We start from the raw sequence: 12,452 nt of genomic DNA on the forward strand, positions 1-12,452 counted from the left end.
TTTACATATACTGGTTTATAATGGATTAAACTGCAAAACAAAAAGAGAGCACAGAATTGCACTCTCTTTGGATAAAGCATATAAAAGTAAGAAATATTAATAGGCCAATGCAAAAAGTCCTTTGATGTGGGACAAGTAACGGATGTTACTGCCTTCCTTCATCAAAGTGGCTACAGCGCCTTTCAGTTGGGTGCCATTCGCGCCTACAGTGCCGATCGCGTCTGTTCTGCCCAAGCTGCCCAGTGTACCGGAGAATACTGGTGTAAAGCTTTCCATTTTCGCCCCGTTGAAATAAGCGAAGATGTTGTAACCAACTAATTCGCCCATTTGCCAAGCCAACTGTGCCGTTGGAGGGTATGGACGCTCGCCTTCAGCCGGGAACACCACTGCGCTGTCGCCAGCGAGGAAGATGTCTTCGTGAGAAGTCGATTGCAGTGCACTATTCACAGTTGCACGACCACGGTTTACTTCGATACCAGATGCGCCAACCAGTGCATTACCTTGTACGCCGCCTGTCCAGATCAGTGTGTTCGTTTTGATCGAACGTCCGTCTTTCAGGAGAACTTCGTCTGCTTTCATTTCTGTAATCGGAACACCCGCTACGATTTGAACGCCACGTTTTTCAAGGCTTGTTACGGCACGATCAACCAGTGGTTGAGGGAAGCCTGCCAAAATAGATGGTCCAGCTTCTACACAATACAAGTTAATATCTTCGTAGTTAATACCTTTTTCGCGACAAATTGCAGGCAATTTGTCAGCATATTCGCCCACCAGCTCAACGCCTGTCAGACCGCCACCACCGATAACGATTGTAGCGTCCGCTTGGTTACCGGATTGCTTGTAAGCATCCAGACGAGCTTCCACATGTGCACGAATGCGATTGGCTTCTGCCACGGATTTCAGCGTGAAGCTATGCTCTTGCAGTCCCGGAATACCGAAGTATGCCGTTTCGCTGCCGAGAGAAATAACGAGAGCGTCATAGCTCAACGTAGCACCACTTGCCAGGGTTACTTTTTTATCGTCCGGTTTGATTTCCGAAACCGTATCCACTTTTAGGATAATATCTTTGTTACGCAGCAGTTTTTCCAAAGGAAGCGCCACAGCTTTTTCGGCAATTGTACCTGCCGCTAAACGGTGCAGTTCCGTAATAATTTGGTGCGACGCAAAGCGGTTAACCACTGTAATGGTTGCTTGACTAGCGTCCATATGCTGGCGTGCTGTAAGAGCGGCCAGCAATCCGCCGTATCCGCCGCCCAAGATCAAAATTTGCTTCGACATGTCCATCCTCCGTTCTCGATCAGGTAATTATTTGCTTTCGCGTTGGCGCTCATTCAGAATATCCAGGAAAGCCTGGCTGAAACGCAGCGTTTTTTGTACATTCGGATCTTTAAGCATTTTAAGCAGGCCGAACAGACCTACACTGCCGTCCGTAGTTTGTACGCGGTCATTTGCTTCAATCGCAGCAGAAGCCAATCCTTTAGCCGATTCTGTTACAGGCTTCACAAACTCTCCCATGGAGTTTTTCATATCTCCGATAAAGACAGGGTCAGTTGCCAGACTGCGAGCTACATCATAAGCGTCGGTCATCAAAGTAACCATCTCAGTCAACTTTGGCAGATTCTCTACCAGTACGGTCAGCGATTGCTGAACCTCCGGTTTCATCAATTGGTCCAGTACATCCCGAGACTCTTTGGTAGCTTCTTGTGTTACTGCCACCTCTTGTTGGTTTTCAGACATGCGTGAACGTCCTCCTTTACTGTGAAAATAGAAGTCCATCCTCTCTCGTAACCTGTATCCATAAACTCTAGCAATAAAACGTTCATTGAATTCACGCCCTTAAACATACAAGAAGCACAGCTTAAACCGGCCTATACCCTAAAGGGCAAGACTGATTTATCGCAGATGCCAATTGTATATTGCTCAGACGTTATTCTGTTGTTACTGCTGCGGAATATCTCACGAAGCGTTCCTTCGTGACTACAACAGGCCGAAACGGAACCCTATACCTCTATATTACACCTTTCACAACACAATCGTCGAAGAAATTTTAAATTTGCACAAATTTCTGCAAATTTTTTATTGTTATTTTAGATAAAAATTAGAATAAGCTCGATTTTTGTCCAAGTTTCCCTTGAAAAAGGGTCGTTTTAGGCTAGAGGAGGGTAATAGAGAGCGTACGTTTCAGTTCGATAATATGAAAATAACCCAAAATATATTCATACGGAGGCCCGATCATCACCACTAGTGGGGCGGGCGGACAAGCTGCATTGGCAGAATCGCCCTACCTACGTAGGATGTCTTCAGAAACATCAGGAATACCAGGTGCTTCGAAATCATCAGGAGACGGCTGTGGCACACCAGACTCAATGAACTCATCTACATCGCGGGCAGCCTTAACTTGATTGCATTCATTGCAAGCACATACACAATTGACGGGCGTCGTGTGACCCCCTTTTGCCCGAGGCAGTAAATGATCAATCGTGTCACCGTAGCCTCCGCAAAAGAAACAAGTATAGCGGTCACGCTTAAGCACATATTGGCGAAATTCCTTGTTGCTATACAGTCTGCGCACGGTGTAAGGATTAACAATCACCGCCATACGCTCTCTGACCAGGGTCATGGCCAGATCTAGCTCAATCTCTTGATGCCAGCGTCTCCCCTGATCGGTTTTACCTCTTAGCCGAATCATGCCATTGCGATTGAGCCGCAACGCCCGAGTATCCGCAGGCTTCAGCCTGCTAAGCAGATGCCGAACCCGTTGCCGATGGCGCTCACGTGCTTTATCCGTGACCGGCTTCCTGCGGGGGCGCTGTCCCTCCATAGGTAGTGACGCCTCCAGGCTGTGCGAAGCCGTATTTGCTTCAAGGCTATGCTGCGTCACGGGAGCAGCCGAGAGGTTCGCTTCCTCGCCGGAAGGAGCGGACGTAGCCGCACGTTCTTGCGGGGCCAACCCCCGGCAGGAACGGCAAGGACCACGCCGGGAATAAGGACCCGCCCGGCGACCCGTTCTGCGCTGAAAGTCCGTTAGAGGCTTCATCTCCTGACAATACGTACATTTTTTTATCAGCGGTTTGCTCGCTTCATCCTTGTTCTGCTGCGGTTCTGTCACGTCCACCCCTCCTTTCCTCTATTGCTCGCGCTCCACGGTTTGCCCAAAACCCGAACTATTGTTAAGTTAGATTCATTTTACCGTTTTCACGTTCCCTTTTCTAGCTATTGAGCCATTATGAACACTCAGGTATAACAAATTTTAATGATTTAGCATACGTTATACAGCGATCCTTGTTCTTCATTCAGCGTCATATTGACCGTCTGACGTTTAGCCCCCCTCACTTGGTGGGTAACTTGTTATATATAAAGGAGGGACGCACATGAAAAGGAACCATACGATGATGCAATTTTTCGAGTGGAATGTCGAAGCTGACGGTTCTCACTGGAAGAAGCTTGCCCGCCTGGCACCGGAACTGAAGGCCAAAGGAATTGACGCGATATGGATTCCACCTGTCACCAAAGGCCAGTCGCCCGAGGATACGGGATACGGCGTCTATGACCTTTACGATCTGGGCGAATTTGACCAAAAAGGCGCGGTGCGCACCAAATACGGAACCAGGGAAGACCTGCTGGAAGCTGTTGCTGCCTGCGTTCGTCACGGTGTGGCCGTCTATGTCGATCTGGTCATGAACCATAAAGCTGGTGCGGATGAAACCGAAGTATTCAAGGTCGTCGAGGTCAACCCGGATAACCGCAATGAGGTCATTTCCGAGCCCTTTGATATCGAAGGCTGGACTAAATTTACATTCCCCGGCCGACAAGGGAAGTATTCCACATTTCAATGGAACTTTGAACATTTTAACGGAACCGATTACGATGCGAGCCAGGACCGGACAGGAATCTATCGTATTTTAGGTAAAAATAAAAGCTGGAGCGAAAATGTAGATGATGAATTCGGCAATTATGATTATTTAATGTTCGCCAATATTGACTATAATCATCAGGATGTGCGCAAAGAGATGATCCGCTGGGGCAAATGGCTGGTGGATACTCTGCAATGCAACGGATTCCGTCTGGATGCAATCAAGCATATTAATCATGAATTTGTACGAGAGTTTGCTACAGAAATGATTAAAAAACGCGGGCAGGATTTTTATATGGTAGGCGAGTTTTGGAAACCGGATCTGGAATCATGTCAAAAGTTCCTGGATACCATTGATTATAAAATCGACCTGTTTGACGTATCCCTCCACTACAAACTACATAGCGCTTCCTTGGGTGGCAAGGATTTCGATCTAAGCACCATTTTCGAGGATACGCTGGTTCATACCCATCCCCTGAACTCGGTTACTTTTGTCGATAATCATGATTCCCAGCCGCACGAAGCGCTCGAATCCTGGGTGGAGGACTGGTTTAAGCCCAGCGCCTATGCACTTATCTTGCTGCGCAAGGACGGTTATCCCTGCGTGTTCTACGGCGATTACTACGGTATTCAGGGGCAAACATCCGTAAAAGGCAAGCAAACTGAGCTAGACCCGCTTCTATATGCCCGGTACCATAAAGCTTATGGTGAGCAAAAAGATTATTTCGATGATCCTCATACGATTGGATGGGTTCGTCAAGGCGTGCCTGAGCTGGAAGGCTCCGGATGTGCTGTGGTGATCACCAACGCAAATGACGGGGAAAAGCGCATGTTCGTAGGTAAACAACGTGCAGGGGAAGAATGGATAGATTTGACCGGGCATCACGATCATATCGTAAAGATCGGGCAGGATGGCTACGGCATATTTCCCGTTCGTGCCGGCAGTGTGTCGGTGTGGGCACTTCCCGCAGAGGAAGACAGTCAGGAATCAGAAGAAGAAGCGAACGCTTAATCTATACCCAACACAAAGAGGACAGGATGCGAGGAGGCGCCCTGTCCTCTTTGTGTATGGAAAATCACTCCGTTACCTTGCTTTGGTTGGCCACAGCCTGCTTCTTAGCCTCTACATGACTCGGATCACCGAGATAAAAGCGCCGGATGGGATCTATATGCTCATCCAGCTCGTACACCAGGGGAATGCCTGTCGGAATATTCAAATCCAGCAATGCGGTTTCGTCCAGATTCTCCATATACTTAATTAAGGCCCGCAAAGTGTTACCATGTGCAGAAATGATAACTCGATCCTTTTTGAGAATCAAAGGTACAATCCGCTGCTTCCAAAACTCACCGACCCGGTGCACTGTGTCTTCCAGACTTTCCCCAAGTGGCAGCTCTTCTGGCTTAATATTACGATAACGCTCTTCTCTGCGTGGACTCCGCTCATCCTTCTCATCCAGCATGGGAGGTCGTACCGTCAAGCTGCGCCGCCAGATATGAACCTGTTCCTCGCCGAATTCAACGGCAGAATCCAGCTTGCTAAGCCCCTGCAGAGCGCCATAATGGCGTTCATTCAGCTTCCATGACTTCTGCACGGGTATCCACAGATGATCCAGCTCATCCAAGATATGATACAACGTGCGGATAGATCGTTTTAGCACAGAGGCAAATGCCAAATCAAACGTATAACCAGCCTCCTTGAGAATACGTCCCGCCTCAATGGCCTCATGAGTCCCTTGTTCAGTCAGGTCCACGTCCGTCCAGCCCGTAAACAGGTTTTGTCGGTTATACACGCTTTCTCCATGCCTAACCAGCACCACTTGATACATGCACTCACTCCTCTCCTGTCTGTCCTAATGTTTTACCCAACTTCTATGTATTTAACGTAAAATGCATTTTTTAAACCGCTTCTTGCATACAAAAAGGACGACATTCAGCCGTCCTTCTTCTCATTCTACTTAACCATATGAAGTAATCGCAGACCTTAGTCCCTATTGCTCAACTTGGCTAGCAGATCCAATATTCGTACATATAGCCACACTAACGTTACCAGCAATGCAAAAGCGCCATACCATTCCATATATTTGGGTGCACCTTGATCAGCTTGTTCCTCAACGAAATTAAAATCTACGAGCAGATTCAAAGCGGCAATGATGACGATAAATAAACTAATACCAATACCCACCCAGCCCGTTTCATGGATGTACGGAACATTCATACCGAAAAAATTCAAAATAAAATCAACCAACGTCACTAGAAAAATCGCCATCGTACATAGGACAACAAATGAGATAAAGCCACGTGTCACCTTGATGATTCGTTGTGTATACATAAAGAGCATCAAGAACAAGATACCCACTGTCAGCAAAATGGCATTAACTACAATTCCAGGGTACTCATATTCCATAAAAGCGGAAACGCCACCCAAAGCAAAGCCACTCAGAATCGCATATACAGGAGAGAGCAATGGAGCCGTTTTTGGAAAAAAGGATATCGAAAGTGCTATGCCTGCCATCCCAATAAAGCCTGCCGTCATCAACGATAGCACCTCTATGGTTCCTTGATAGGTCATATACCAGGTAATACTGCCAGAGACGATGAGCAAGACCAGCAGAAGCAACGTTTTGTTCACCGTTCCTCCGATGGTCATACGTTGTTCGCTAGCTTCTCTTTCATCTTCACGCAAAAAAATGTCATCACGTAAAACCGGATTGCTAAAGCTCATACAGGGTACTCCTTTTCGATGTGTTATTTACGATGTCATATGTATATATCGGCACAACCTGAGAAAAGTTTCAGAAAATTTCAAACAATAAAAAAACTCTAACCTTGCTTTTCAGCAAAGCTAGAGTTAGAGGGTCAAGTCGTTACAGATTAAAAATCAGCAGTAGCAATTTGGATGCTACCTGTTACTGCTCCAACTGGAGTAGCTTGGAGAGCAGCTACCAGCAGCAAGGCAACTTCTAACGTCAGACTATTGCCCGCCGGAATAGTATAAGTGATCACAGGAGCATTGACACGGGTAACCACAAGATCCACCGGATTGGCACCGAAATTATTAACGGTAATTGTAGCATTACTACCGCCTCTCAGGTTTTCAAAAAAGGACTTACCTACACCAGCAGCAAGATTGTAAATTTGCGAAGGTAAAAGGATCGCCATAGAATTCACCTCCCTTGCGTTTGATAGTGTATTCTATGCTTCCAATCTATGAACGTAACGTTAAGTGACTCAGTAATAAGACACAATTTAAAAGACTCATAGGTTAACATCTCTCTATATGTGCTAAAAACAACCTGTCATTCTGAAAGGTTAAACCATTTTTTTCATATCGTAAGCCTAATCATGATAAAATACGTACCATAATGAAAAAGACCCAAGGAGGATAACCACATGAAACAGGAACTGATTGACCGCCTGACTACATATGTTCAGGTAGATACCCAATCTGATGAAAGCAGCCACACTTGCCCCACTACACCTGGACAGCTTACATTGGGCAACCTTTTGGTGGACGAATTGAAAGCCATTGGTATGACAGACGTAACCATTGATGATCATGGTTATGTGATGGCAACCCTTCCTTCCAATACGGATAAAGTGGTTCCCGTCATCGGTTTTCTCGCTCACCTCGATACGGCTACCGAACTGACTGGTGCAGGGGTAAAGCCGCAATTGACTGAAAACTATGATGGGGGCGATATCACGCTGAATGCTTCGCTTGGTGTGGTTCTTTCTCCACGTGAGTTTCCCGAACTGACTCAATATAAAGGCCACACCCTGATCACAACAGATGGTACCACCCTGCTCGGTGCAGACAACAAAGCCGGGATCGCAGAAATCATGACAGCTATCCACTACCTGATTGACCATCCAGAAATTCAACATGGCAAAATTCGCGTTGCTTTTACACCGGACGAAGAGATTGGGAGAGGACCGGAACGCTTTGATGTAGCCGCTTTTGGCGCTGAATATGCCTATACGGTAGACGGCGGACCGCTCGGAGAACTGGAGTATGAGAGCTTTAACGCCGCAGCCGCCCATATTACCATTCACGGTGTGAATGTGCATCCTGGTACGGCTAAAAACAAAATGATCCACGCTGCCAAAATCGCTATGGAGCTGCACAGTCGGTTACCTGCAAACGAAGCCCCGGAATATACAGACGGATATGATGGCTTCTATCATCTCTTGGAGTCTACAGGCACGGCAGAACAAGCTAAACTGTACTATATTATCCGTGATTTTGACCGCGAGAGCTTTGAAAACCGGAAAGCTTATTTAACAAATATAGTCAAAGAGCTGCAGGCCGCATATGGAGAAAACCGTATTGCGCTGGAGCTGAGAGATCAATATTACAACATGAAAGAGAAAATAGAGCCAGTCAAGCATATCGTCGACGTCGCTTATGAAGCAATGACAAAGCTGAATATCGAACCCATTATCAAGCCGATCCGTGGCGGTACAGACGGTTCACAGCTATCCTACATGGGACTGCCTACACCGAATATTTTTACAGGTGGGGAGAACTACCACGGTAAGTTTGAATATGTGTCGGTGGACAACATGGTGCTCGCTACCAAGGTTATTGTGGAAATCGCACAACTGTTCGAGCAACGCGGCAAGTGAACTACCTATACACAGCACTGACACATTCAGATTAAATAGAAGGCATATCGTTTCGAAATGGAAACGGTATGCCTTTTTTTCTGATGCTTTCACTTCCTTAAAGATTCAATATCTTTATAACTTTTATCCATCTTTAGACCGACAACTATATACGAGACTATAAAAAATATACCTAGTAAAGAAAGGTAGGTTATCTATTTGAATACAATAGATGCATTAATTGCAGCCATTCCCTACATACAACAGATCATGCGTGAGAAAGTGACCCTTGCTCTCTTCGACCGAACTCATGTCCTTATGTATACCCAATCGGAGGGTATGGACCTCGGCTTTGAAACAGGCTCGGAGCTACTCGAGGACTATAAGGATTTTGCCATGCTTAAAAATGGACGTGAAACCAGCCTGACCCACATTCCTGCTGAAATTCTAGGGTTTCCTCTGGATATGATCAGTATTCCTGTATTGGACGAGAAAGGTGAAGTCATTGCAGCATTTGCGGCCTCTTATAATTTGACTAACAAAAATCAACTGGATCAAATCGTGTCCGAGAACCGCTCCATCACCGAGCAGCTCATTGATATGGTACAGCATGTGGCAGCTCATTCCGAGGAGCTTCAGGCAACCAGTGAACAAATTTTGAAAAACACCCAAATCGCTGTGCAAAACTCGGGTAAAATCAATCAGGTAGCTGTGTTCATCAAGGAAATTTCCGATCAAACCAACCTGCTTGGATTGAATGCAGCGATTGAGGCCGCGCGTGTCGGAGAAGCAGGAGCAGGCTTTGGTGTCGTCGCTCAAGAGGTGCGCAAGCTATCCGTAGAATCCAAAAAGGCGACGGTCGATATTGAAGGGGCCCTTAAGGATGTACAGAACTCCATTCGTCAAATGGAGCAGGAAATTGAGCAAATTGTTTCTTCTTCTCAGGAGCAGGCGACTCTGGTAGGCTCTTTCACTGAAGTGATGGACCGTATGCAAAAGGCGAGTGAAACGATGCAACATCTGACCAATAGCCTGACTTCGTATGTCGTAAAATAAATTTTGGCATAAAAAGGGGAGCACACGGATCGCAAAATGCGTAAAAGTGTGCTCCCTTTATGTACAAAAGGCCTATCGGGCTTAAGGGATCTAAATCTGAAACTCAAGCAGGATAAGAAAAAGAAAAAACACCATGATTTGAAGGAATCACAGGGTCTAACCCTCCCCAAATATTTCCCACCGGAAGAGCAATACTAAGAGACGCCAAGGCCATAGTTACCGAGATTAATGCCTTTTTCAGCATGAAGCCCCCTTAATAAAATGGTTTGGTATTGCTCTTGCTGTGATGGTGTTGCCCAATCTCGATAAGTCTCAAACAGAGCAACCAATGTCCTGAAATTGGCATCCACTTCTACATTGGCAGAGAATTGCAGAGAATCAAGAACATAATTTAAGGCAATGGAGTACTGCTTCTTCTTGAAATGGTAAATGGCCAATTGGTTGACCAGTTTTAGATAATATACGCGGTTTGCTCTATCTTCATAACCTTCAAATATCTTAATATCATCAGCAAAATCGTTCAGCAAGTCGTCTATATTCCAATTATTCAAGTTAGCCGCTTCCACAATACCAACCAATCCTGGAAGTAACTCCTCTTCATTGTCATGAAGAAATTGAACGTACTCAGGCAAAAGTCCCCTTCTCCCCGAAAGTAACTCAATCGTAAATAAATTGACCTTGGCGAGGAAACGGAATCTCTCTACTTCTTCGTGACCGCTCTGATCCAGCCCCATAAACCAGCCCATTTCGCTATACTTCATAATATAGCTTCTAGCTTCCTCATACTTGCCCATATTCTGATAGTAAATAGACTTCGCCAGATAACTGTAAGCATAATAAAACACTAGCGGGTGTTTGGTGTCCAATGTCTCATACTTGCCGTCTGCAGCATTTCTCAGTTGGGTGTGATACAGGTTTTCAGCCAACGTATGCAGAAAGTCTGCTACTTTGTTCGCTTCATCCCAATCATTATGTGTGTAGCTGAGTCTAAACAACTCACAAGCTTTATCGAGTTCGTGACTGTCCGACAACAAATAAATGGCTTCCCTTTGGTTCAAGACCTCTTCCATTAGACCCCGCCTCCCTAGCCTGAAAATTGCGGTTACCCCTAGCCCAATGGCTATTTTTCAGGGCAGTTATGCTGCTAGCCTCCATTTTTTGCATACCGTATATTGCAAATATAGTCAAAACCTAACTTGAAGTCAATTCAATCATCGCTATCTTCTTTTTTTTGCAACCTTACATTGCTGTGTACGGTTATGGATTTTGCAAAATTCGATTCCAGTCGCTCCGAAGTGCAAGATATAGACGAACCAAACCATTTCGATCTATATCTTGTTCATTGGAAGTCTCTTATGGGATTTTTGCAAAATCCTCGGTTACGAATAGTTGACTCTCCTTATAGAAATAATGCTAAAAAAGACAAAGTAGAAGCTCTCTAATGGATAGTTTTTATGGTGCTATAGTATCGTGGGGGTAACTACGTTACGAATTAGTGCGTACTTTTCAACCGGATACCGGGGCCTTACAATCAAACCTGTGCATGAAACCAAAGTATAGAGTGATACTCAACAGAGCATGTACCTGTTCATCAAATACAAATTCACTTAAGGAGTGAAGTTAATAACATGGAACTTCAATTGGCTTTAGACTTAGTAGATATCCCACAAGGGATTGCATTGGTAAAAGAAGTAGAGTCGTATATTGATATCGTAGAGATCGGTACGCCGATTGTCATCAATGAAGGACTTCATGCAGTAAGAGCAATGAAAGAAGCATTCCCGAATCTGAAAGTGCTGGCTGACCTGAAGGTTATGGATGCAGGGGGCTATGAAGTGCTAAAAGCTTCCGAGGCTGGTGCAGATATCGTTACGATTTTGGCTGTAGCTGAAGATGCAACAATCAAAGGTGCAGTAGAAGAAGCCAAAAAACAAGGCGGCAAAAAAATCCTGGTGGACATGATCGGTGTTAAAAACCTGGAGCAACGTGCGAAAGAAATCGACGCCCTTGGCGTTGACTACATCTGTGTGCATACAGGCTACGATCTGCAAGCTGAAGGACAGAGCCCGTTCGAAGCACTGCAAACCGTCAAACAAGTCGTGAAAAACTCCAAAACAGCCGTAGCTGGCGGCATCAAGCTGAGTACATTGGTTGAAGTGGTAAAAGCTCAACCGGATCTGGTTATCGTAGGCGGCGGTATCACTGGCGAAGACGACAAAAAGGCTGTAGCTTCGCAAATGCAGCAGCTCATCAAACAAGGTTAATCCAATGGAAACCTCTCAATATTTATCTGAGGTCATCAAGGAACTGCAATTCGTTCCACAGCTAATCAGCGATACCGAATCAGAACAGTTGATCCACTCCATCACCGCTGCGAATAAGGTATTCGTGGCAGGTGCGGGCCGCTCAGGGTTCATGATTCGCTCGCTGGCGATGCGACTGATGCACATGGAAATTCAAGCTTACGTGGTGGGTGAAACCGTAACTCCCGGCTTGGGCGAGGGCGACCTGCTCATTATTGGTTCAGGCTCTGGCGAAACCAAAAGCCTGATCTCCATGGCAGAAAAAGCAAAGAAACTCGGGGCCTCTCTGGCGCTTCTAACCACGTCCCCCGAGTCTACCATCGGCAAACTGACCAATATCATCGTCAAGCTGCCCGGTGCACCCAAGGATCCTTCCAACAAGGATTACCAGACGATTCAGCCTATGGGCTCATTGTTTGAGCAAACCCTGCTGTTGTACGGTGATGCACTGGTACTCAGAACGATGGAGCTGCGCAAATTGACCTCCAAATCTATGTTTGGCCAACACGCTAACTTGGAATAAAACTGCAAGTCCTTTACGATAACAAAGCAGGCTGTCCTTTACATTTCACATGTGAAGGACAGCCTGCTTTTATGCTTGTATAAGCGGACATTCGATACAGCATATATGCCAA

General features: G+C 45.8%; 12 protein-coding genes. 5 read left to right on the forward strand and 7 right to left on the reverse strand.

What is annotated here, in order from left to right; translation table 11 throughout:
• Window positions 1–96: 96 nt before the first annotated feature.
• The 3 genes from MKY35_RS25015 to MKY35_RS25025 form a co-directional block, all read right to left on the reverse strand.
• Window positions 97–1,278 carry an NAD(P)/FAD-dependent oxidoreductase gene (locus MKY35_RS25015; RefSeq protein WP_013312527.1) on the reverse strand — a complete coding sequence of 394 codons (1,182 nt, stop codon included), beginning with the start codon at window positions 1,276–1,278 and terminating at the stop codon, window positions 97–99.
• Window positions 1,279–1,305: 27 nt separating this feature from the next.
• Window positions 1,306–1,737, reverse strand: a complete 432-nt coding sequence (locus tag MKY35_RS25020; protein WP_029518696.1) for a DUF1641 domain-containing protein — start codon at window positions 1,735–1,737, stop codon at window positions 1,306–1,308.
• A gap of 544 nt (window positions 1,738–2,281) precedes the next feature.
• A complete protein-coding gene (locus MKY35_RS25025) occupies window positions 2,282–3,109 on the reverse strand; it encodes an HNH endonuclease signature motif containing protein (protein ID WP_342445105.1) in 828 nt (275 codons plus the stop codon).
• Window positions 3,110–3,371: 262 nt separating this feature from the next.
• Here MKY35_RS25025 and MKY35_RS25030 point away from each other — a divergent pair, with 262 nt between their 5' ends.
• Window positions 3,372–4,865 (forward strand): alpha-amylase, encoded by a 1,494-nt coding sequence (locus tag MKY35_RS25030; protein ID WP_342445106.1) that lies wholly within the window; start codon window positions 3,372–3,374, stop codon window positions 4,863–4,865.
• Window positions 4,866–4,929: 64 nt separating this feature from the next.
• Here MKY35_RS25030 and gpmA read toward each other — a convergent pair whose 3' ends face one another.
• From gpmA to MKY35_RS25045, 3 genes are all read right to left on the reverse strand, one after another.
• Window positions 4,930–5,679 (reverse strand): 2,3-diphosphoglycerate-dependent phosphoglycerate mutase, encoded by a 750-nt coding sequence (gpmA, locus tag MKY35_RS25035; protein ID WP_342445107.1) that lies wholly within the window; start codon window positions 5,677–5,679, stop codon window positions 4,930–4,932.
• A gap of 155 nt (window positions 5,680–5,834) precedes the next feature.
• Window positions 5,835–6,575, reverse strand: coding sequence for a Bax inhibitor-1/YccA family protein (locus MKY35_RS25040; protein ID WP_342445108.1), 741 nt, complete (start codon window positions 6,573–6,575; stop codon window positions 5,835–5,837).
• 149 nt (window positions 6,576–6,724) lie between these two features.
• Window positions 6,725–7,012: a hypothetical protein gene (locus tag MKY35_RS25045; protein WP_013373655.1), complete on the reverse strand. Its 288-nt coding sequence runs from the start codon at window positions 7,010–7,012 to the stop codon at window positions 6,725–6,727.
• A gap of 231 nt (window positions 7,013–7,243) precedes the next feature.
• On the opposite strand from MKY35_RS25045, the gene pepT reads away from it, so the two are divergent.
• Both pepT and MKY35_RS25055 read left to right on the forward strand, forming a co-directional pair.
• Entirely contained in the window at window positions 7,244–8,479 is a 1,236-nt protein-coding gene (pepT, locus tag MKY35_RS25050) for a peptidase T (RefSeq protein ID WP_342445109.1), read from the forward strand.
• A 198-nt stretch (window positions 8,480–8,677) separates the two neighbouring features.
• The gene (locus MKY35_RS25055) at window positions 8,678–9,514 is read left to right on the forward strand and encodes a methyl-accepting chemotaxis protein (RefSeq protein WP_342445110.1); all 837 of its coding nucleotides are present in this window, start codon (window positions 8,678–8,680) and stop codon (window positions 9,512–9,514) included.
• A 194-nt stretch (window positions 9,515–9,708) separates the two neighbouring features.
• Here the strand turns inward: MKY35_RS25055 and MKY35_RS25060 are convergent, their stop codons facing one another.
• Window positions 9,709–10,584 carry a DNA-binding protein gene (locus MKY35_RS25060; protein WP_342445111.1) on the reverse strand — a complete coding sequence of 292 codons (876 nt, stop codon included), beginning with the start codon at window positions 10,582–10,584 and terminating at the stop codon, window positions 9,709–9,711.
• 558 nt (window positions 10,585–11,142) lie between these two features.
• On the opposite strand from MKY35_RS25060, the gene hxlA reads away from it, so the two are divergent.
• Window positions 11,143–11,778, forward strand: a complete 636-nt coding sequence (gene hxlA / locus MKY35_RS25065) for a 3-hexulose-6-phosphate synthase (protein WP_342445112.1) — start codon at window positions 11,143–11,145, stop codon at window positions 11,776–11,778.
• 4 nt (window positions 11,779–11,782) lie between these two features.
• Window positions 11,783–12,340 carry a 6-phospho-3-hexuloisomerase gene (hxlB, locus tag MKY35_RS25070; protein ID WP_342445113.1) on the forward strand — a complete coding sequence of 186 codons (558 nt, stop codon included), beginning with the start codon at window positions 11,783–11,785 and terminating at the stop codon, window positions 12,338–12,340.
• Window positions 12,341–12,452: the final 112 nt, after the last annotated feature.

The sequence above is a fragment of the Paenibacillus sp. FSL L8-0638 genome, from assembly GCF_038593075.1.
Classification (GTDB): domain Bacteria; phylum Bacillota; class Bacilli; order Paenibacillales; family Paenibacillaceae; genus Paenibacillus; species Paenibacillus polymyxa_D.